General features: G+C 60.5%; 16 protein-coding genes. 7 read left to right on the forward strand and 9 right to left on the reverse strand.

The window, feature by feature from the left end:
* Window positions 1-37 precede the first annotated feature (37 nt).
* From WBK19_RS18650 to WBK19_RS18660, 3 genes are all read left to right on the forward strand, one after another.
* Window positions 38-658, forward strand: coding sequence for a TetR family transcriptional regulator (locus WBK19_RS18650; protein WP_511292446.1), 621 nt, complete (start codon window positions 38-40; stop codon window positions 656-658).
* 179 nt (window positions 659-837) lie between these two features.
* On the forward strand, window positions 838-1,029 hold the full coding sequence (locus tag WBK19_RS18655) for a hypothetical protein (RefSeq protein WP_511292448.1): 192 nt from the start codon (window positions 838-840) through the stop codon (window positions 1,027-1,029).
* Window positions 1,030-1,205: 176 nt separating this feature from the next.
* Window positions 1,206-2,783 carry an ATP-binding protein gene (locus WBK19_RS18660; RefSeq protein WP_511292450.1) on the forward strand — a complete coding sequence of 526 codons (1,578 nt, stop codon included), beginning with the start codon at window positions 1,206-1,208 and terminating at the stop codon, window positions 2,781-2,783.
* Window positions 2,784-2,792: 9 nt separating this feature from the next.
* Here WBK19_RS18660 and WBK19_RS18665 read toward each other — a convergent pair whose 3' ends face one another.
* From WBK19_RS18665 to WBK19_RS18680, 4 genes are read right to left on the reverse strand one after another with little or no spacing between them, the layout of a single operon-like run.
* Complete coding sequence (locus tag WBK19_RS18665) at window positions 2,793-4,130, reverse strand: fused MFS/spermidine synthase (RefSeq protein ID WP_511292452.1); 1,338 nt, start codon at window positions 4,128-4,130, stop codon at window positions 2,793-2,795.
* Window positions 4,131-4,159: 29 nt separating this feature from the next.
* Window positions 4,160-5,449 carry a polyamine export protein PaeA gene (paeA, locus tag WBK19_RS18670; RefSeq protein ID WP_511292454.1) on the reverse strand — a complete coding sequence of 430 codons (1,290 nt, stop codon included), beginning with the start codon at window positions 5,447-5,449 and terminating at the stop codon, window positions 4,160-4,162.
* Between the two features lie 46 nt (window positions 5,450-5,495).
* Window positions 5,496-6,380, reverse strand: a complete 885-nt coding sequence (gene rarD, locus WBK19_RS18675; RefSeq protein WP_511292456.1) for an EamA family transporter RarD — start codon at window positions 6,378-6,380, stop codon at window positions 5,496-5,498.
* 5 nt (window positions 6,381-6,385) lie between these two features.
* Window positions 6,386-7,063: a DUF599 domain-containing protein gene (locus WBK19_RS18680; RefSeq protein ID WP_511292458.1), complete on the reverse strand. Its 678-nt coding sequence runs from the start codon at window positions 7,061-7,063 to the stop codon at window positions 6,386-6,388.
* Window positions 7,064-7,227: 164 nt separating this feature from the next.
* Here WBK19_RS18680 and WBK19_RS18685 point away from each other — a divergent pair, with 164 nt between their 5' ends.
* Window positions 7,228-8,361 (forward strand): diguanylate cyclase domain-containing protein, encoded by a 1,134-nt coding sequence (locus WBK19_RS18685; protein ID WP_511292459.1) that lies wholly within the window; start codon window positions 7,228-7,230, stop codon window positions 8,359-8,361.
* A 62-nt stretch (window positions 8,362-8,423) separates the two neighbouring features.
* Window positions 8,424-8,738 (forward strand): hypothetical protein, encoded by a 315-nt coding sequence (locus WBK19_RS18690; protein WP_511292461.1) that lies wholly within the window; start codon window positions 8,424-8,426, stop codon window positions 8,736-8,738.
* A 104-nt stretch (window positions 8,739-8,842) separates the two neighbouring features.
* Here WBK19_RS18690 and WBK19_RS18695 read toward each other — a convergent pair whose 3' ends face one another.
* From WBK19_RS18695 to WBK19_RS18705, 3 genes are all read right to left on the reverse strand, one after another.
* Window positions 8,843-10,216 carry a PAS domain-containing protein gene (locus tag WBK19_RS18695; RefSeq protein WP_511292463.1) on the reverse strand — a complete coding sequence of 458 codons (1,374 nt, stop codon included), beginning with the start codon at window positions 10,214-10,216 and terminating at the stop codon, window positions 8,843-8,845.
* A 129-nt stretch (window positions 10,217-10,345) separates the two neighbouring features.
* Window positions 10,346-10,918: a DUF1415 domain-containing protein gene (locus tag WBK19_RS18700; protein ID WP_511292465.1), complete on the reverse strand. Its 573-nt coding sequence runs from the start codon at window positions 10,916-10,918 to the stop codon at window positions 10,346-10,348.
* 128 nt (window positions 10,919-11,046) lie between these two features.
* Entirely contained in the window at window positions 11,047-11,601 is a 555-nt protein-coding gene (locus WBK19_RS18705; protein ID WP_511292467.1) for a DUF4124 domain-containing protein, read from the reverse strand.
* A gap of 231 nt (window positions 11,602-11,832) precedes the next feature.
* On the opposite strand from WBK19_RS18705, the gene WBK19_RS18710 reads away from it, so the two are divergent.
* Window positions 11,833-13,818, forward strand: coding sequence for a TonB-dependent receptor plug domain-containing protein (locus WBK19_RS18710; protein WP_511292469.1), 1,986 nt, complete (start codon window positions 11,833-11,835; stop codon window positions 13,816-13,818).
* A 230-nt stretch (window positions 13,819-14,048) separates the two neighbouring features.
* Window positions 14,049-14,855, forward strand: coding sequence for an SHOCT domain-containing protein (locus WBK19_RS18715; protein WP_511292471.1), 807 nt, complete (start codon window positions 14,049-14,051; stop codon window positions 14,853-14,855).
* Window positions 14,856-14,920: 65 nt separating this feature from the next.
* Here the strand turns inward: WBK19_RS18715 and WBK19_RS18720 are convergent, their stop codons facing one another.
* The gene (locus tag WBK19_RS18720) at window positions 14,921-17,089 is read right to left on the reverse strand and encodes a putative bifunctional diguanylate cyclase/phosphodiesterase (RefSeq protein WP_511292473.1); all 2,169 of its coding nucleotides are present in this window, start codon (window positions 17,087-17,089) and stop codon (window positions 14,921-14,923) included.
* Window positions 17,086-19,236 carry an HDOD domain-containing protein gene (locus WBK19_RS18725; protein WP_511292475.1) on the reverse strand — a complete coding sequence of 717 codons (2,151 nt, stop codon included), beginning with the start codon at window positions 19,234-19,236 and terminating at the stop codon, window positions 17,086-17,088. Before WBK19_RS18725 ends, WBK19_RS18720 begins: the two co-directional genes overlap by 4 nt.
* Window positions 19,237-19,471 lie beyond the last annotated feature (235 nt).

Below are 19,471 nucleotides of genomic sequence, written 5' to 3' on the forward strand. Positions count from 1 at the left end.
GCCAAGCCAGAAAGTTGCCAGGCCGGGAGAGGACAAAGTGGTCAGAAAAACCAAGGAAGACGCGGAAAAAACCCGTCAGGACATCATTGGATCAGCGCGCACGGTGTTTCACGAGTGCGGCGTCAGCCGTTCGACGCTGGAAAAAATTGCCAAGGAGGCCGGCGTCACGCGCGGCGCTATCTATTGGCATTTCAAGGATAAAGCCGAGCTGTTTTTTGCCATGCGCGAAGACGTTTTCGCGCCTATGGTCGAGCGGACCGATTCCCTGCTGTTCTCCGAGGCCTACGACAACCCGCTCGACGCCATCGAAGCCTCGCTGAAAGAATTTTTCCGCGTTCTCGACGACTGCCCGGTGGTGCGGGAAGTTTTCGAAATCATGATTTCACGCTGCGAATACGTCGATGAATTCGCCGCGGTTCAGGAAGAGGCCGGCCGCCCGGCTTACGAGTTTCTCGAAAAAATGGAACGCTTCTACCGCAAGGCAGCGGACAAGGGCACCCTGCGTCAGGGGCTCGACCCGGAAGCGACGGCCCGCGACACCTGGGCTTTTACCAGCGGCCTCCTGCACTTGATGCTCGGTTGCCAGAAGGGCTCGGATATCGACAAGCGGATTCCGGCGATGATAACGATGCACGTGGCGTTGCGGCGGCGAGCCTGATACAGCCCATCCTGACCGCAGAAGTACCTGAAACATACGCTGCAGTCATCTCCCGGCAATGAGCGGTGCCCATAATCCCGTCCAGATTAGACGAGGGTTTTCCCGCCATGATAAGAAACGCCGGCGCATTAGTGCGCGGCTATGTTGTTTGGATTCGCCGGTTGCCACAAGCAACCGGCATGATGTTCGCTGCCCAGTCGTCCTGGGGGCGTTCGCTCAAGATTGGCTTGTTCGGTATCGGCGTGGTGCTGCCCCTGGGGTCGCTGATCTGGGCGCTGCTTTTCTGGCATGGCAGTGGCGTTCGCAAGCGTACTGTCGTGCTGCCGGTTGATCTGGCCAAGACCCTGCCAGCGCCGACTGGCGACGCCTGATTTCACCTTGCCCGGTTGAGGTTGGCCCGGGTTTTCTCACGACCTGTATTGCCGCTTGGCTATCAGGCTGCTCAACGCTTTGCCGCGCCTGTAGAGGGATTTCGTTGATATAGGTCTGGTGCTCTTGCTGCGTTCTTGCGTTATTGTGAATTCCTGCGTGTCCAGGAGTTCCGCCTTTGGAAGCCTTCGTTCCCTCTGCTACCGGTCGCACTATTCCGCGCGTCGTTCGTGAGCGTCGCTGGTGGCTGTCGCTGCTTGTTGCCTGGGGGGTTGCCGTCGGTTTTTCACTTGATTCGCAGATCGAGCAGACGCGCCGGCAGGCCACGGCGGTGGCCATCGAAGGCGCCCGCAACATGTTCCGGATGGTTCTGCTGACCCGCAACTGGAACTCCAGTCATGGCGGTGTCTATGTGCCGGTGACGCCGTCTACTCAGCCGAATCTCTATCTGGAACATCCACGTCGCGATGTCAGGACGACCGATGGCATCGCGTTGACGATGGTTAACCCGGCCTACATGACGCGCCTTATCGGTGAGACGGCCGAAGCCTCGTCCGGTGCGATCTTTCGCCTGAGCAGCCTGCGCCCGATTCGCCCGGGGAACGAGCCGGATGCCTGGGAGCGCCAGGCGTTGCTGGCTTTTGAACAGGGCGAGAAGGAAACAACCGGCGTCGAGCGCGGCCCGCAGGGAGCGATGTTGCGTTACATGGCGCCGTTGCCGGTGAAGAAGAGTTGCCTGGACTGCCATGCCAAGCAGGGCTACCAGGTCGGCGATATTCGCGGTGGTCTCAGCGTCTCGCAACGCTATGAGCCGATTGAGGCGGTGGTGCAGGCTGGTGTGCGCAAGGCGCTCATTTCCCATGGCATCGGCTTTGTGCTGGTGCTTGCTGCCGGCTGGCTCCTGCTTGAGGTTCTGCGCCGCCGCTGGTTTGAACTGGCCGACAAGGTGGATGAGCTGGAGGCCTCGCAGAGCCAGTTGCTGCAGTCGGAAAAAATGGCTTCCATTGGCCAGTTGGCGGCCGGGATAGCGCATGAAATCAACAATCCGGTCGGTTTCGTCAATTCCAACCTCGGGGCACTGAAAAAATACAGTGAGCAGATGATTGCCCTGCTCGAGCGTTGCCGTAACGGCCAGGCCTCAGAGGCCGATTTTGCCGCCATCGAATTTGACTACCTCAAGGATGACCTGGGCGATCTGCTCAACGAATCGCGCGATGGTCTGGAACGCGTCAAGAAGATCGTCGTCGATTTGAAGAATTACTCGCGGATAGACCAAACCGCCTGGCAGGATGCCGACATCAACAGCGGCATCGAAAGCACGCTCAACGTGGCCTGGAACGAGCTTAAATACAAGGCCGATGTGATCCGCGAATTGGGCGAATTGCCGCCGGTGCCCTGCGTTGCGGCGCAGATCAATCAGGTCGTGATGAATCTGCTGGTCAATGCGGTGCATGCCATTGATACGCACGGCACGATCACGGTGCGTACCGGCCACGACGACGCGTGGGCGTGGATCGAGGTGGCCGATACCGGCAAGGGCATGACGCCGGCCGTAATGAAGCGCATTTTCGAGCCGTTCTACACGACCAAGCCGGTGGGCAAGGGAACCGGGCTGGGGCTTTCGCTGTCCTACGATATCGTCAGGAAGCACGATGGTCGCATCGAGGTCAGCAGCGAAGTCGGCGTCGGTACGACCTTCCGGGTCATGCTGCCGCTGCATGGCCGCAAGCCGGAAGGCCCGGGCGACACGCAGTAGCCTGCGGGCTTATCGTGTGCGGTCGAGATCGGCCCGGTTTTTCTCATCGACGTAAATGCCCGTCTCGGCTGGGCGGCTGCTCGCGAAGCAGCTGACTTCAACGTTGGCCTGCGCCTTGGCCTTGTGCAGCACGTCGACGGCGCAGCGGCCGAAAACGCTGTCGATGGTGGCCAGCAGGTTGCGGGCGTAGGGTGTTTCGAGCTTGCCGTCGAGGATCAGGTTGGCGAGCAGGACGCCGTCCGGCTTGAGTACGCGGCGGGTGCCGGCCCAGAATTCGCGGGTGACGAGGTGGCTGGGGATCGAGGTGTGCGAGCTGTAGACATCGACGACGACGGCATCGAAGCGACGGTCGCTGGTCGCCACGAAACGCCGGGCATCGTCGGCGATGAATTCGCCACGCGCCGGTTCGTGCAGGAAATGCTTTTCGGCGATGTCCTTGATGGCCGGGTCGATATCGACGTAGGTGTAGCGGTTGAGCGGTTCGCGGTGCGACAGCGTGAAGCCGCCGGCGCCGAGGACGAGGATGTCCTTGTCTTTGAAGCCGAGGTCGTCGAGCAGGATTTGCCGCAGGTGTTTGATGTAGCGCGTGTAATTGGGCGGCTCGCTGTCGTCGATGAGCGAGGCGACTGACTTGTTGACCCAGAAGGCGCGCGGGTCTTTCTGGCCGGGTAGATCGACGGCGCCGATGATGTATTCGGCGTAGGCCGTGTCGGCGGTGACGTCGTGCTGCAGGTTGAGGCCGGCGGCGATTGCTAAGGTCAACCCGGAAAAAAGCCAAAATTTGAAATTTTTCCCGGCCAGCAAAAGCGTGCCGACGAGCAGCCCGAGCGCGCAGGCGAAGACGGCGGCAGAAACGCCGAGCCATTGCATGACGAGCAGCGACAAGCTGATCGACCCGAGGAAGGAACCGAGCGTCGACCAGTAGAGCGCCAGGCCGCTCGCCTCGCCGGTGCGTTCGGCTTTCATGAGATTGGTCAGGATCGGCACGGTCTGGCCGAGCAGCCAGGCCAGCGGGCAGAGCACGCCGCCGATGAAGACGAGGTAGGCGACGAGCACCGGCTGCAGGTGGGCGAACATCCAGTCGACGCTGAGGCCGGCCAGCCCGATGCCGGCCAGCGCGGCGGCGATCAGGAAATTGCGGGCGACGATGTTGAGGTAGTTGCCGGCGACCCTTGCGCCCGAGGCATAACCGAGCGCCAGCGCGAGCAGAAAGAAGCCGATGGTCGGTGCAGTGACGACGATGGAACTGCCGATGTGCGGCACCAGACGGCGCAGCGCGATGACTTCGGCGCCGAGCGAGCAGAAGCCTTCGATGAAGACGATGGCGTAGATCAGGAAACGGGACATCGCCCGATTATCGCCTGCGGCGGCAGGTTTTACGCGGTCGGCGGCAGGCGCGTGACGAGTAGCTGGTCGATGCGGTTGCGGTCGACGTCGATGACCTCGAACTTGAGGCCGCCATGCACCACGCTGTCGGTGCGTTTGGGCAGCTTGCGCAGCATGTACATCATGAAGCCGGCGACCGTTTCGTACTGGCTGTCGTCGGGGAAGGGCGGCAGGTCGAGTTCGGTCTCGACGTCGCCAATCGGCGTCAGGCCGTCGATCAGCCACGAATCCGCATCGCGGCGGACGATCTGGGCTTCGTCGCTGGCGATCAGCGGGTCGCCGACCAGCGTGCTGGTCAGGTCGTTGAGGGTGATCAGGCCGACGATCAGCGCGTATTCGTTGATGATCAAGGCGAAGTCCTCGCGGCCGGCGCGAAAGTGGCCGAGGATTTCGGAGAGCGTCAGCGTATCGGGCAGGATCAGGGCGGGATGGACGAGCGGCGTGTCGAGCGCCAGCGGCTGGCCGGCGATGATGCGGCTGAGCAGGTCCTTGGCGTCGACGTAGCCGAGCGGCTGGTCGATCTCGTCGCGGCAGACCGGGTATTTCGAGTGCGGATGCGTCGCCAGCTTGGCGCGCAGGCTGGCCTCGTCCTCGTCGACATCGAGCCAAACGATACCGTCGCGCGGCGTCATCGATGAAGGCGCCGTCCGCGTGTCGAGTTCGAGCACGTTCTCGATCATCTGCTGCTCCTGCTCGGCGACCACGCCGGCATCGGCACCGGCCTGGGCGAGGGCGACGATGTCTTCGGCCGTGACGTCGTCGGGGCGCTTCTGGGGCAAGCCGAGCGCCGCCAGGATGCGGCTGGCGATGCCGTTGAAGGCCCAGATCAGCGGCGACAGCAGACGGATGCACAGGGTCATCGGCCCGGCAATGCGCAACGCGATGCGTTCGGGGGCGACGATGGCAATGCGCTTCGGCACCAGATCGGCGAAGAGGATGAAAACCGAGGTGACGAGCAGGAAGGAAAGCACGGTAGCCAGCGTGCCGGCAGTGTCGGGGCTGGCAAAATGCGGGGTGAGCAGGGTGGTGAAGTAGGGCGCGTAGGCACCTTCGCCGAGAATGCCGGCAAGGATGGCGACAGCGTTGAGGCCGATCTGGATGGTCGTGAAAAAGTGGCCGGGTTGCGACTGCAGCGACAAGGCTTGCCTCGCCCGCGCATCACCGTTGCCGGCCAGTTGTTCGAGCTTGAGCCGGCGGGCGGCGGCCAGGGCAATTTCGGAGGTGGCAAAAAAGGCGCTGGCGGCGATCAGCAGCAGGATGATCAGGGTGCTCTCGAACATGCGGTGCCTCGGGTTATCCGGTCAGGGAATTATCCCCCTTTGTCGCTCAGGCACGGTGCAACTTGTGCCACATGCTGACGCTGAAGAAACCCAGCCCGAGCCAGATCAGCCCGAAACTGACGAGCCGCGCCGTCTGCAGCGGCTCGCCGAAAATCCAGATGGCCGTGGCGAATTGCATGGTCGGGTTGATGTACATCAGCATGCCGACGGTGGCCAGGTCGAGGCGCTGCGTGGCGGCGGCGAAAGCCATGAGCGGCAGGGCGGTGATGATGCCGGCGCCGACCAGCCATGCTGCGGTCGACGTGTCCTCGGCGGCAAAAACCATATGGCCGCTTTGCGCCATCCACAGCGCGTAAATGGCGCACACCGGCAGCATGGCCAGGGTTTCCAGCCACAGGCCGGACAGCGCATCGACCGGCACCTGTTTGCGGACTAGGCCGTAGGTGCCGAAGGTGGCGGCGAGGAAGAGCGAGACCCAGGGCAGGCTGCCGAGCGAAATGACTTCGTTGGCGAGGCCGGCGACGGCGAGGCCGACCGATATCCATTCCAGCCGGTTGAGCTTTTCCTTGAGGACGAGGAGGCCGAGCAGCACATTGACCAGTGGCGTCAGGAAATAGCCGAGGCTGGAGGCGACGACCTGTTCATGGGCGACGGCCCACAGGAACATCAGCCAGTTGCTGCCGACAAGCAGCGCGGCCAGCGCCAGCATGACGAACTGACGCGGCGTGCGAAAGACGGCGACGACCTTGGCCCAACTGCCGTGTAGCGTGAGCAGGATACTGACGAAGACGCAGGCCCAGACGGCGCGGTTGGACAGCACGTCCATCGGCGAAATGTGCGAAAGCTGGCGGAAGAAGAGCGGAAAGAAGCCCCAGATGCCGTAGGCGAGCAGGCCGAAGCCGATGCCGGCCAGTTGGCTTTTTGGCTGCACTGCGTTCAGTCGCGCAGGATGTGCAGCGCCGGCGAACGGTAGTCGCGGCGGAAGAGCACGACCAGCACGACGACGGCAAAGGCGCCGAGGATGGCCGGGTTGAGCAGCCAGCCGGAGGCGGCGAGGCCGAAATAGTAGGCGCGGATGCCGCGGTTGAAGTCGTCGCCGGCCAGGTTGTTGGCCCCGGCGACGCGCTTGGCGTAGGTGTCGATGCCCGGTTCGCCGGTCTTGCCCAAGGGCGCGGCGCCGACGAGGATGGAGAGCAGGTTGAACTGGCGCAGCGACCAGGTGAATTTGAAGTAGGCGAAGACGAAGGAGGCGAGCAGCAGCATGAGCTTGATTTCGAGTAACTCGCGGTTGCCGGCGCCGCCGAAGGGCAGTTCGGAGGTGAAGCTGAGCAGCTTGTCCGAAGCGCCAAGCGCCGCGACGAGGCCGGCGATGATGTAGATCGTCGTGTTGGCGTAGAAGGAAACGCTGGTCACCAGATTGCCGATCAGCGTCGAGTCGGCCACCCGCAAGTCGCGCTCCAGCATGCGGTAGGCCCATTCCAGGCGGTAACGCTGGGCGGTGCGGATCAGGCCGTTGGCGCCACGCTGGCTGTGTTCCGAATACCAGGCGTAGCCGGCCCAACTGGTAAAGAAAATGGCCAGCGAGATCCAGTCGATGAGAGAAAGGTGGGGCAAAGCATGCATCCGGCCATATTGCCATAGCCGATCGGGCTTGCGACACCGTGTAAACCCTTGTTGTCGGGGACCGGAACCTTGTCATATGCTCAAAGTCATACTTGGGTTGCATTACCGGGTTCTTCGTCATGGCCGACGTGAAGTTTTCTCGAGGCGTTTCATCGATGAACAGAATGCATCCGCTCACTTTGCGTTTCCATGACCCGGAAACCGAGCGTGCCTTCCTCCGGCAGCTATTGCCCCGCCTGCGTCTGCAAGGCCGGGCGGCCATCGTCGTGGGCGTTTTTGTGTACTTTGTCTATGGCGCGCTGGACCACCTTTTCGTGCCGCCGAGTCAGCTCGGCTTGGTCTGGCTGATCCGCATGCTGGCCCTGGCCGTGCCGCTGGCGGTCCTCGTCCTGACCTTTACCGTGTGGTTCGAGAAGGCCAACCAGTTCCTGCTCGCGCTGGTCGGGCTGTCGGCGGCGCTTGGCCTGATCGCCATGCTCTGGCATCTGCCGGTTGAAAGCAGCGCCTACTACTATCCGGGGCTCATGCTGGCCACGTTTTATACCTACAACCTGATCGGCACCCGTTTTATCCAGGCGCTCGGCATCAACGTTTTTGTCCTGCTGCTCTACAACCTGCTATTTGCCTACGTGCATGCCTATCCTGATCCGATCCTGCTCAGCCAGAATTTTTTCATGATTTCGGCCAACCTGATCGGTGGGGCTGCCGGCTATCTGGTCGAATACCAGCGGCGCCAGCTTTTCCTGCGTGAAATGCAGCTCGATCGGGAACGCCGCCTGCACCTTCAGCGGTCGCTGCATGACCGGCTGACCGGCCTGCCCAATCGGGACCTGCTCGACGACCGGATGAACCAGGCGCTGGCGCTGGCCCGGCGGGATTCCGAGCGGCATGCCGGTTTTTTTGTCGATCTTGACGGGTTCAAGAATGTGAATGACCAGCTCGGGCACGAGGTCGGCGACACGGTGTTGCGTGAAATTGCCCGCCGCCTGGTCGCGGCGACGCGTGAAACGGACACCATCTCGCGTCTCGGTGGTGATGAATTTTTCCTGCTCGTGCAGGACATCGGCTCCTGCGATGCGGCTGTCCATCTGGCTGAAAAGCTGATCCGGATCATCGAGGAACCTGTTGCCGGCTTTCCCGATATGCCTCCGATAAGCGCCAGCATCGGCATCTGCCTGTTTCCCCAGGTCGGCCAGGAAAGCACGTCCGAGGCGATCATTCGCTGCGCCGACCAGTCGATGTACCGTGCCAAGGCGGCCGGCAAGCGGCGCTATCACCTGGCCCAGTGAGCTGGCCGGCCGGGTTTGAATTCCTGTATCCTGCCAGCCTTTGAAAAGCGCGGGGAACAGACATGGGACAAGCTAAAAATCGGGGTTCGCAGGCAGAACGGATCGCTCAGGCGCAGGCCAAACTCGAGTCGACGCGCCCGGAAAAGCTGGTCTGCAATGGCTGTGGCGGCGACGTGACGACCATAAACCCGGTCAGCACGCGCGGCCTGCGCGGCATCGAAGCGATCTGGGTCGGCCAGTGCGAGTGCGGCCAGACCACCTTTGCCGCCTCCGGCGAGCCAAAAGCCGTCGAAGCCTTCTTCTTCGCCCTCAGCGAAAATACCGAACTGACGCTGGGCCGCCAGGAGAAGGACGGCGCCGGGCACGAAACGGCCTGATCAGCATTTCATTTTTGGCCAGTTTTCCCGGTTGACCGTGGCAGGGGCGAAATATCGCACCTGCTGACCACCGCTTCGCCTTGGACCTGACCGTTCAGTCCGGGCTATCGGTGTTGTAAAAAGCGCTCCAGCTTGCCGGTTATTTCCGATAGTTCAGCCTGGAAATTGAGCTGTCCGGACTGTGCTTGCGAGATTTCAGCAATGCTGGCGTCGATCAGGGCAAGCAACTCATCTTCCTGAATTTGTGTCAGGCCAAGGTGGACGAAAAGCTTTTCCAGATTGCGCACCATGTTGTTGATCGCATGGCTGCTGGCCTCAAGCGAGTCATGTTGTTTCTTTTCGACGCCGCCGAGAACGCTGCTCATCTGCTGCATCGTGCTGACAATGATGGCTTGCTGGCGCTGCATGTCGGCGTTGGCCAGGATGGCGGCCAGGCGAACATCGGCGGCTTCGACCAGAATCGCCAGGTTGTCGCGGATGCGGCCGACTTTTTCGCTGTCGTCTTTCGGGATGTCGTGAATGAGCAGCGATACGCCCTCGTAGTTGATGATCATCCGGCTGTGGAAATGCACGATTCGGCCCATGTCGACCAGACGGGCGAAGACGGCGGAGTCGTGAGGTGATGCCTTGCCGGCACTGCCCACTTCGATTGTTTCCTCGGCAGTGCGAACCTGCGCCACGCCGCTCATGTAGAAATTGGCCAGGCTGTTGATGATTGATTCAGCGATGTCGCGCGGAGTGTGGCAGTTGTTGAAGTTTTGCAATGCCTGTAGAAGAACGCCCATTTCCCCCATGCTGCTCATGGCGGTCATGGCCGTCGTGCTGGCAAAGCTGACGCGTTCTTCAAGCTGGCTGCGCACCTCGTTGAGTTCGAGCAATTCGTCATTGCGTTGACGCAACTCCAGCGTGCGTTGATCGACCACTTTTTCCAGGTTGGCGAACTGGTCCTGCAAGGCCTCTTCGGCCAGCTTGCGGGCGGTGATGTCCTGCAGCGTTTCAATCGCTGCGACGATTTCGCCTTGGCTGTTGCGAATGGGGGCGGCGGTGAAGTAAAGCCAGCGTCCATCGCCGCCGGCGTGGGGGAAATAGCCCTCGGCCTCGTAGGCGTCCTCGATGATCGGCGAACGCTTGCAATGCCCGGCTTCATAACGGGCCATGGCCTTTTCGATTTCACCGGCAATGATCAGATCAGCCAGGACGGGACGGGGCGCAGGGTAAAAACCCTTCCACTGTTCCGAGCTGCCGACCATGTCGTTGGCACTGATCCCGGTGAGATATTCGCAGGCCCGGTTCCAGTGGGTGACTTTGAAATGGGTGTCGATGACGAAGGTGGCAACCGGGCTGCCCTGCAATACCTCATCAAGCAACTGCCAGTTGCTGTCGCTTTTGACGACGCCAGTGAGCAGGTTCGCGGAGTTTTCTTGCAATGTGCCAGCACCCTGCTCGTTGGCATCCGGATGACTATTGATGAGTGACATTTGTCTTCTCCTCCCTGGAGGATCCCTGTCTGGCCAATGGAAAGCTTGGCTATAAGCTTAGGCTATACCGCAAATGATGTGGCTGTACATAGTTTCGCACTGACCAGCGGCCTTCCCCTGAAAGCTGGCTCAGCTCAGCCAGAGCTTCTTCCAGCCCTCGTGGCCGAGTCGCTCCATCGTTTCGATGTTGCGCTCGAAAATCGCTTCGGCGTCGGGGAAGGCTGCTACCGCCCGGTCGATGCTGCTTTCGCGGAGCAGGTGCAGGGTCGGGTAGGGGGAGCGGTTGGTGAAGTTGGCGATGTCGTCCGGGGCGCTGCCAGCAAATTCATATTGCGGGTGCAGGCTGGCAATCTGGAATATGCCTTCGTAGCCGAGGTTGCGGATCAGGGCATCGACTTCGCCGAGAAAGAAATGGAAGTCGAGAAAATCCGTCATCGCCAGCGGGTGGATAAGCAGCGTGGTGTCGAGTTTGGCCGGATCGGTTTCGACCATCAGCGCCAATTCATGCTCCAGCTCGGCCAGCAGTTCGTCGGGCGTGCTCGCTGCGGTCAAGGCGTAGCGGACCTGCTTTTTGACGAAGACGCTTTTGGCGAAAGGGCACAGGTTCAGCCCGATGACGGCGCGCTCCAGCCAGGTTTGTGTGCTGGCAATGATTTCCTCGCTGGCGGCGGTGTCGGGGTAGGGCTTGAGAAGCTCGGTCATGGTGTGCCTTGGCATTCGTTGGGGGCGACGCTGTCGCCTTCGGGGTGTTTCGAAATTGGCCAATATTTCCGGTTGACCGTGGGAAACCGGTCAATTCCCGGAAAAGGGGCGGTGCTGCACTGGTTCGCTTACTGTTTCAGGGGCTGTATCGCAATAGCCGGCGCGCTGGGCGGTTCGGCCTTGGGGGCCGGGGCAGGCTGCGGATGTATATGCAGACGTTGCGGATAGACGGGCACGCCGACGGGGGCGTACACCGGCTGCGGGCTGACCAGGTTTCGGCATTCCGCCTCCATCTGGGCGCGTTGGCTCGCTTCCAGAACCATGGATTCGATGCTGCGCAGGCATTCATCGGTGTTGCCCGTTTGGCGGGGGGCGCGACTGGCCGTGTTTTGCTGGCGCTGGCTGGCAACCCGCTCCTCGCGGTCGGCAACTTCTGCGGCACGCTGTACGGCCTCGCGTTTCTCGACGTAAGTGCGCATCCGCTCGACATCACGCTCGGCGGCCCGGCGAGAGGTTTCGGAAACGTGCTCGTCGGGGCGCACCGTCACCGTGCCGCTACCCGTCGGGCAGGGAACGTTGGCTATCTCGGTCTTGCCATTGGGCAGGCGGCATTTGTAGATTTCCGCGCTGGCCGCGGTGGTCAGCGAGATCAGGACAGCGGTGGCTATGAAGTTTCTCAACATGGCGCAATTATTCACCAAAAATGCTTTCGATGCGTGTCAGCGAGAACTGCTCGCGGGTGTTCTGGTTTGCCGATGCCATGTTGCTATTTATTCGTATTGTTTGGATAAAGTAACAAAAATGCGATTCCGGTGTCGATGGTTTTTGCTTTTGATAAAGTCGGTTAAAATACAGACTGCGACATGCGCCTTGCATGTGCAGGCGCTGGCAACGACACGGGGAAAATTGGCGGAATGAGTTTTGGCAGGCTGAAACGGTTGCATGGTGTGCTTTGCCTGAGCTTCCTCGCCGGCGCGGTGCTGGCAGAGCCGGCTGTTGACCTGACGGAACTGCCGCTGGAGCAATTGATCCTCCGCGAGGCCGTACCGGTTGCGCAAATGGCCCAGCAGGTCAGCGATTCCCCGTCGGCCGTGAGTATTGTCACGGCGGCCGATATCCGCGCCTTCGGCTACCGCACGCTGGCTGATGTCATCAACAGCATGCGCGGCCTGCATACCACCTACGACCGGCGCTATCAGTACATGGGCGGCCGCGGCTTCGGCGAACCCGGCGACTACGCCGGGCGCATCATGTTGCTGATCGACGGCTATGCAACTCAGGACAGCCTGTTCAACCAGGCCTACATCGACGAATCCGGCCTGCTCGACCTCGAACTCGTCGAACGTGTCGAATATGTACCGGGCACTGGCTCGGTCACCTACGGCAACAACGCCATGCTCGGCATCATCAACGTGGTGACGAAAAAGGGGCGCGATTTCAATGCCGCCCAGTTGTCCGGCGAGGTCTCCAGCCAGCGCGGGCAGAAGCAGCGGGCGACCTACGGCAAACGTTTTGATAACGGCGCCGACGTCTTGCTGTCGGCGTCGGCGCTCGACGTCCATGGCCGCAACCTGTTCTTCCCGGCCTACGACACGCCGAGCACGAACAACGGTATCGCCGAAAACCAGGATGGCGAGACCAACAAGCGGGTTTTCGGGAAATTCGCCTATCAAGGTCTGACCGTTGAAGGCGCCTATGTCGACCGCAAGAAAATGCTGCCGACCAATCCCAGTGAGTCGACCGCCTTCAACACGCCTTTTTCGGTACGCGACGAAAACGCTTTCATCAATCTCTCCTACCAGACAACGCTCGGTTCAACCCTGAGCTCCTTGTCCCGCCTCTATTCCGGCCACTATGCCTACGATACATGGCGCGAATTTACCGACTACAGTGTCGACAACGAAAAGTACGGGCGGCGCGAATACCATGGCCAGTGGTGGGGAATCGACCAGAAATTCGTGGGCAACTGGTTTGTCGATCACACGATGGTCTTCGGCTTTGAGTTCCGCAACGATTACCGGCAGCAGTTTCGGCGGACTTATTTGTCTCCTCAGTACGCGGTCGTCGAGGTTTTCAGCGACTCCCTGTCGCGGCGCACGGCCAGCTTTTATCTGACCGACGAATACCGGATCAACGAGCGCTGGTCGCTCAACATCGGTGCGCGCTACGACGATGCCAGCGATCTGGCCGGTAACTGGAGTCCGCGTCTGGCCGTGATCTACAAGCCGACCCTGCAGACGACCCTGAAAGCTTCCTACAGCGAAGCCTTCCGGATGCCGCATGCCTATGAGCGTTTCTCCTCCGACGGGACCGCCGTGCCCGAATACGTGGCGGCCACTGAACTGGCGCTACAGCACGAATTTGACCGCGATTCACGCCTGACGGCCTCGTTATACAACTATGACCGGAGTGGTCTGTTGATCTATAGCGGTGCAGTTGACGACTATGTACCGGAAGGCAACAGCCGTACCCTTGGTCTGGAACTCGAACTCGAGCGCCTTTGGGAAGGTGGCATTCGCTCGCGTGGCAGCCTGGCCTGGCAGAACGCCCAGGATGTCTATGGGGCCGAGCTGGTCAACTCGCCGCACGTTCTGGGCAAGTTCAATCTCAGTTTTCCGATCATCGCCGGCGCCGTGCGTACCGGGATCGAGGCGCAATATCTCGGCTCCCGGCTGACCCTGGAACGGCGGCGACTCGACGGTGTGGGGCTGGCCAACCTGACCTTTTCGAGCGAGCGCAAGTGGTATGGCCTGTCAGCCTCCTTCAGTATTCGCAACCTGTTCGACCGCGAATACGAAGTGGTTTCACCCTTCGACTGGCGTCCCGACAGCGGCCTGCCGCAGGATTCCCTGCGCATGGATGGCCGAACCTACTGGTTCCAGCTCAATTACGATCTTTGAGCTTGGTGAGTGGCCGTTTGGACTGCCTCCTCCCCCTTTATCTCCCGCGGGGAGGGTGTCGCCTGGGACATGGTGGAGATGGGTTTGGCGCGGACCGGTCAGCGAAACCCATCCCCTCACCAGATCTTGAAGAGGGGCGAGTAGCGGGCCATTTGATTGGATGAAAGAAAACCCCTGTAGACTGGCAGCCGGAATTTTCAAAATTTGGGCGTTTTAGCCAGGAGTCGGTCATGCAACAGTTATCAGCGCAGGGGCAGCAGTTCATTCAGGGTTTGGCGCAGCGTTACGGGATCAGCACCGATGCGGCGATCACCATGCTCTACGCGGTGATGAACGGCAACGGGACGATGGCGCAGTTCAGCCATCCCGAGCTCGGTGGTTCGGGCCAATGGATGATGGGCGGCATGACGATGGTTGGCGACATGTTCAACTACGGGCTCAAATCCAAGGTCGATGGCCTGTGTGTGGAAATTTCCAACCAGTTGATGAACCAGCCCGGCTATTTTCAGCCTGCCCAGTCGCAATTCCAGTCGTCGGGCAATGCGCCGGGCGGTAACCTGTTCGTCTCGGCTGCGGCGGCTGGCCAGTGGTGGCCGGGCGATCTTGGCTCGCCGTCGTCTACGGGCGGGCAGAACAACGTTCGCTACGCCGTTTTCCCCAGCTCGCGGCGCTTGGTCGTCGATATCGGCGGGCAGGTCACGGTCTATGACACGCTCGACAACCAGATCGGCGGCGTTTCGCAGCAGCAGGGCGGCAACGATTCGATGACTTTCAGCAGCCAGTACGGCACGATCATGGTCAACAGCCTGCCGGTGGTCAGCATCAACGGCTATCAGCCACAGCAACAGCCACAGCAGAACTTCATGGCGCCGCCACCGGCCCAGCAATTCAACGAGGCCCCGGCCTATCAGGCGCCAGCCGGCCAGGATGGCGATGTCTTTGCCAAGATCGAACGACTGGCCGATCTTTTCCAGAAGGGCATCCTGACCGAGCAGGAATTCACGACCAAGAAAATGGAGTTGCTCAGCCAGCTTTGAGCCGGGAAGTCATTTGGAAATCGGGCAAAATTTCCGGTTGACCGTGGCAGTGCCTGAAACAGCGGTCAGTGCCGCGTAACCTGCAAAAACTCCAGCAGCTGGTTTGACGGCAAGGGCCGGCTGAAGAAGTAGCCCTGCATTTCGTTGCAGCCGAGTTGTCTGAGGATGGCTACCTGCAGCTCGGTTTCGACGCCTTCGACGATGACGTGCAGATCGAAGTTTTTGGCAATCCCGACGATGGCCTGAATGATGGCGAAAGAGTCGTGAGAGGTTTTCAGGTCACGGACGAATGACTGGTCGATCTTGATCCGGCTGACCGAAAAGCGGCGCAGGTAACTAAGCGACGAATAGCGGGTGCCGAAGTCGTCGATCGAAATATGGACGCCGGTGCTGCGCAGGTGTTTGACCCGCGCAACAATGTTCTCGGCGTCCTTCATGAGCAGGCTTTCGGTGATTTCGATCTCGAGCGATTCGGGGGGAATGCAGAATTCGTCGAGCGGGATGCGAATTCGCTCGAGGAGGTCGATGCGATCGAATTCCCGGGCCGACAGGTTTACGCCCAGTCGAAGCTCGTTGAAGCCTTGTTGCTTCAAGTGCGCCAATTGGGCACAGGCTTCGCGCAACACCCAGTCGCTGATGTTGATGATCAGTCCTGTCTCTTCGGCAATCGGGATGAAAATATCCGGGCTGATCATGCCGGCGCTCGGGTGGTGCCAGCGAATCAGGGCTTCAACGCCGACTACCTTGCCGGTGGCGGCATTGATCTGTGGCTGAAAGTGCAATTCGAACTGATTGCCTTCCTTGACCGCTTTGCGCAGGTCGTTTTCCAGTGACAGGCGGTCGAGGTGGGCCGTGTGCATGTCCGGCTCGAAAGCCAGGGCGCCGTTCTTTCCCTGCGCCTTGACCTGGTACATCGCCATGTCGGCGCAGCGAATCAGGTCTTCGGCGCTGGCGCTGCTGTCAGGGTAGACGGCAATGCCGATGCTGGTTGTCGCGAGGAACTGGGTTTCGCCAAGGACGAAAGGTTTGCGCAGTTCGGTGAGGATTTTTTCGGCGATGACGTGAACGTCTTCGGTGTTGCTGATGTTCGGCAGCAAGGCGGTAAATTCATCGCCGCCTTGCCGCGCCAGGGTGTCTCCGGTACGCAGACAGCTGCGGACGCGGGCGGCAAATTTGCGGAGCAGTTGATCGCCGATCTGGTGACCATAGGTGTCGTTGACCAGCTTGAATCGATCGATGTCGAGGAACATCACGGCGAGTTTTTCCTTGCGCCGCAAGGCTTGTGCTATGGCCATCTCGAGCCGGTCGACGAACAGGATGCGATTGGGCAGCTTGGTCAGCAGATCGTGAAATGCCTGGAAGGTAATGGTTTCTTCGGCTTTCTTGCGTTCCGAAATGTCGCGCGCCACACCTGAAGTGCCAAGGAAGGCTTCCGAAGATCCGCTCATGCCTGTGTCGTAGACGCCTTGCGAACTGAGGATGGCCGTCATGACCGGACCGCTGCCGGCGCGGGGCATGGATGGCTTGGGCTTGAAGCGGACCTCCAGGTTGCTCGTCGCGCGTTCGCCGACCCGCCTTTCGTTGAAGGCATATTGGACATGCTCGTGGTCGCGCGGGTCCACAACCTTGGTGTAGTTTTGCCCGAGCAGTTCTTCCGGGGCGTAGCCGAGCAGGGTGCTGACGCGCCCGTTGATGAAGGTAAAGCGGCCATCACGATCGAGCGTGAAGATCAAGTCGGGCGATTGCTCGACGAGGAATCGGTGCAGTCGCTCGGAGTGCTGGAGCTGAGCCGAAACGACGGACAGTTCCTTGTCGCGGAGCCGATTGGCCAGGGCGCGGTCGACAGCCATGATCATGTCGTTCGGATCGCAATCCTTGCGCAGAAACTCGAAGGCCCGGTGGCGCAGGGCGTGAATGGCCGAGTTGATCGACTTGTCGGCGCTGAACACAATGACCGATGCGTCGATCTTGTGCGAGGTCATCCACTCCATGATTTCGAGGCCCGAGATATCCGGCAGCCGCAAATCGAGAATGACCAGGTCAATGTTGCCCATCTTGAGCCGGGCAATGGCCGCTTGCCCCGTGCTTGCCTCGCTGATCGAACGCTGGTCTCCAGCCAGCAGTTCGCTGTACGCCTGGCGAAAGTGGGGCTCATCGTCGACGATCAGGATGTCCTGCTGCGACCCGATCACGGGAACCCTGGCCAGTTCGTACAGTGCAGTGATGGCGTTCATGCGCTGGTGCCCGGGGCGGATGTTCGGTTCTTGGGGATGAGCAGGGCAATGCTGGTACCGGCGCCGATCTGGCTGCGGCAGGTGATGAGTATCCCTTCCCTTTTGGCCAGGCTGCCGACAACGGACAGGCCGATGCCGCGTTGCCCCGTGTCGGCGATCGGCTTCGGCCGATAGATCGCCTGAATGGTCTCCTCCGACATGCCAGGGCCGTTGTCATCAATGCGCAACTGCACATAGCTGCCACCGTCGTGGATGATGTTGTCGCTGACCGAGATTCTTATCAGCTTGCCTTCGGTAAGCGCTTCCGAGGCGTTCTTCCAGAGGTTGAGGACAATTTGCTTGAGGTTGTCGCGGTTGACCGGGACGAGTAGCTCAATTGTTGGCAGCGCCGTTTCGACACGTATTCCCTTGGCGTTGAACAAGGTGTCGGCGTAGAGCACAAGGAAATCGTTGAGGACGCTGACGAGGTCGATGCTGCGGGTGTCCGCGGTGGATTTGATCGATTGCGTCATGTGGCCGACGATGTTGGCGACGCGATCGATTTCCTCGGTCAGCACGGCCAGTTCCTGGCGAACGCCATCCTCCGGCAGTTTCCGTTCGAGAATGCTCAGGTAGCTCTTGATGATGCCCAACGGGTTGCCGGCCTCGTGGACGATCTGGCGCGCCTGGCGGGTAAATTGCTGGGTCAGTTCTGCTTCGACTTGCTGGCGGTGCTGGTTTGCTTCAATGACCGCATCAAGGCTGATCGCCGCGATTTTGCCGAAATTCGCCAGCCAGGGAATCCGGCGCTGCAGGCGACCGTACTGTTTTTCGGACAGGCCGCAGACAATCACGCCGATGACGCGATTGCGCGCCAGCATCGGGATGCAGAGCAGACCATCGGCGGACAGGGCGCGGGCAAGTTGCAGGTCGAGCAAGGCGGGGGAGTCGGTCTGATCAAATGTTGTCCGAACCTGGCGTCCTATGACAGCGGCCGCGGCCAGCGAGCGGGAAGAGATCAATGGGATGGATAACTGCCGGAATAGTTCCGGCTGGGCGCCAACTTTTTCGCCGGAAATCGCATCGCCTTTGTCGTTGGCCAGCAGGATGGCGACTTTCGGGAGGTCAAACAGGATGCGGGCAGATTCCCTCAGCGCGAGGAGGACTTCGGTGTCGCTGCCGAGCTGAAAGAGATCCTGTTGCAACGGCTGCAGCATTGCCATGCCACCGACCAGCGCTGCCAGTTCCTGGTCGGCCGCATTCGCCGGGTCGGGCAAACAGGGCGTCGGTGCCGGTATCGCCGTGCGGCGTTTGGGGAAGTCGTCAGCGATGCTGATGCCCAAGGCATCGGCAATCTGGCGGGCGCGCTGGATCGCGCGCTCGCGAACGGCTAGCAGTGCAGACATCTCAAGGCGGGGGCTGCTGCGATTGACGACGATGGCCAATTCCGGCGTGCTCTCCGCTGTGGTACTCAGTGCCTGGGCGATCCAGACGATCTGCGGCAGCGTGGTCGCTGTGACGATCTGATTCGCCGCCGTGTGATGGAAGGCGACGCCATCGGCCAATACGGAATCGAGTCCCCAGTGGTCGATGAGCCAGCCCCCGACGTCGGCATGCGTCGTGCCGAACAGCTGAAACTCTTCGGCCTGGAGTTTCGGGGTTTCGCTCGAATTCGCCAAAAAGCGATGATACGGTTCGCCAATCGCCGAGAGCAGGATCAGTTCGCCTATATCGTGCAACAGCCCGGACAGGTAGGCTTCATCGGGATGCGGATATTCCGCCAGTTCGGCCACACCACGCGCCATTTCGCCGACCAGCAGTGAGTGGCTCCAATAGTCGGCAACATCGAATTTGTCGAGGTTGGGGTTGCGGTCGAAAAGTTTCTGGATGGAAAGGCAGGTCGCCAGCGAGCGGACCAAGCGCGTCCCCAAGGCGATCAGGCAGGTTTCCAGATTCTTGAGTTCTTTTCCCCGGCGCAGGGCGGGCGAGTTGGCGACGCTCAGTATTCGGCTGGCCAGGCCAGGGTCCTGTTCAACAATGGTGGCCAGCTCCCCCATCGTCGCTTGTTCGTCTTCGACAGTCCGCACCAGTCGCAACAGAATCTCGGGCGGAGAGGGTATCCGCGCGATATCGATAGCTTCGAGAACCGACTTGGGGAGACTGTGCATGAATATACGATATGAATATTGGACCAATAAACAGCACTGATGGGCGGCCAAATTCTGGCCTACCCAACTGACAATATTCTAATTTACACAGTTCATGAGTCGTATATATGAAATGTTGGAAATATTTTTTAAAGGGAGTCGAAGCAGGGTAAGTCGGCAAATGCTATATAAATACCGGGGTAAGCCGATGTGTTTTCATCGACCTGTTTCGGGCAATTGAGGATTTTAAATTTGG

The organism is Azonexus sp. (assembly GCF_049652925.1).
In the GTDB taxonomy this organism is placed as follows: domain Bacteria; phylum Pseudomonadota; class Gammaproteobacteria; order Burkholderiales; family Rhodocyclaceae; genus Azonexus.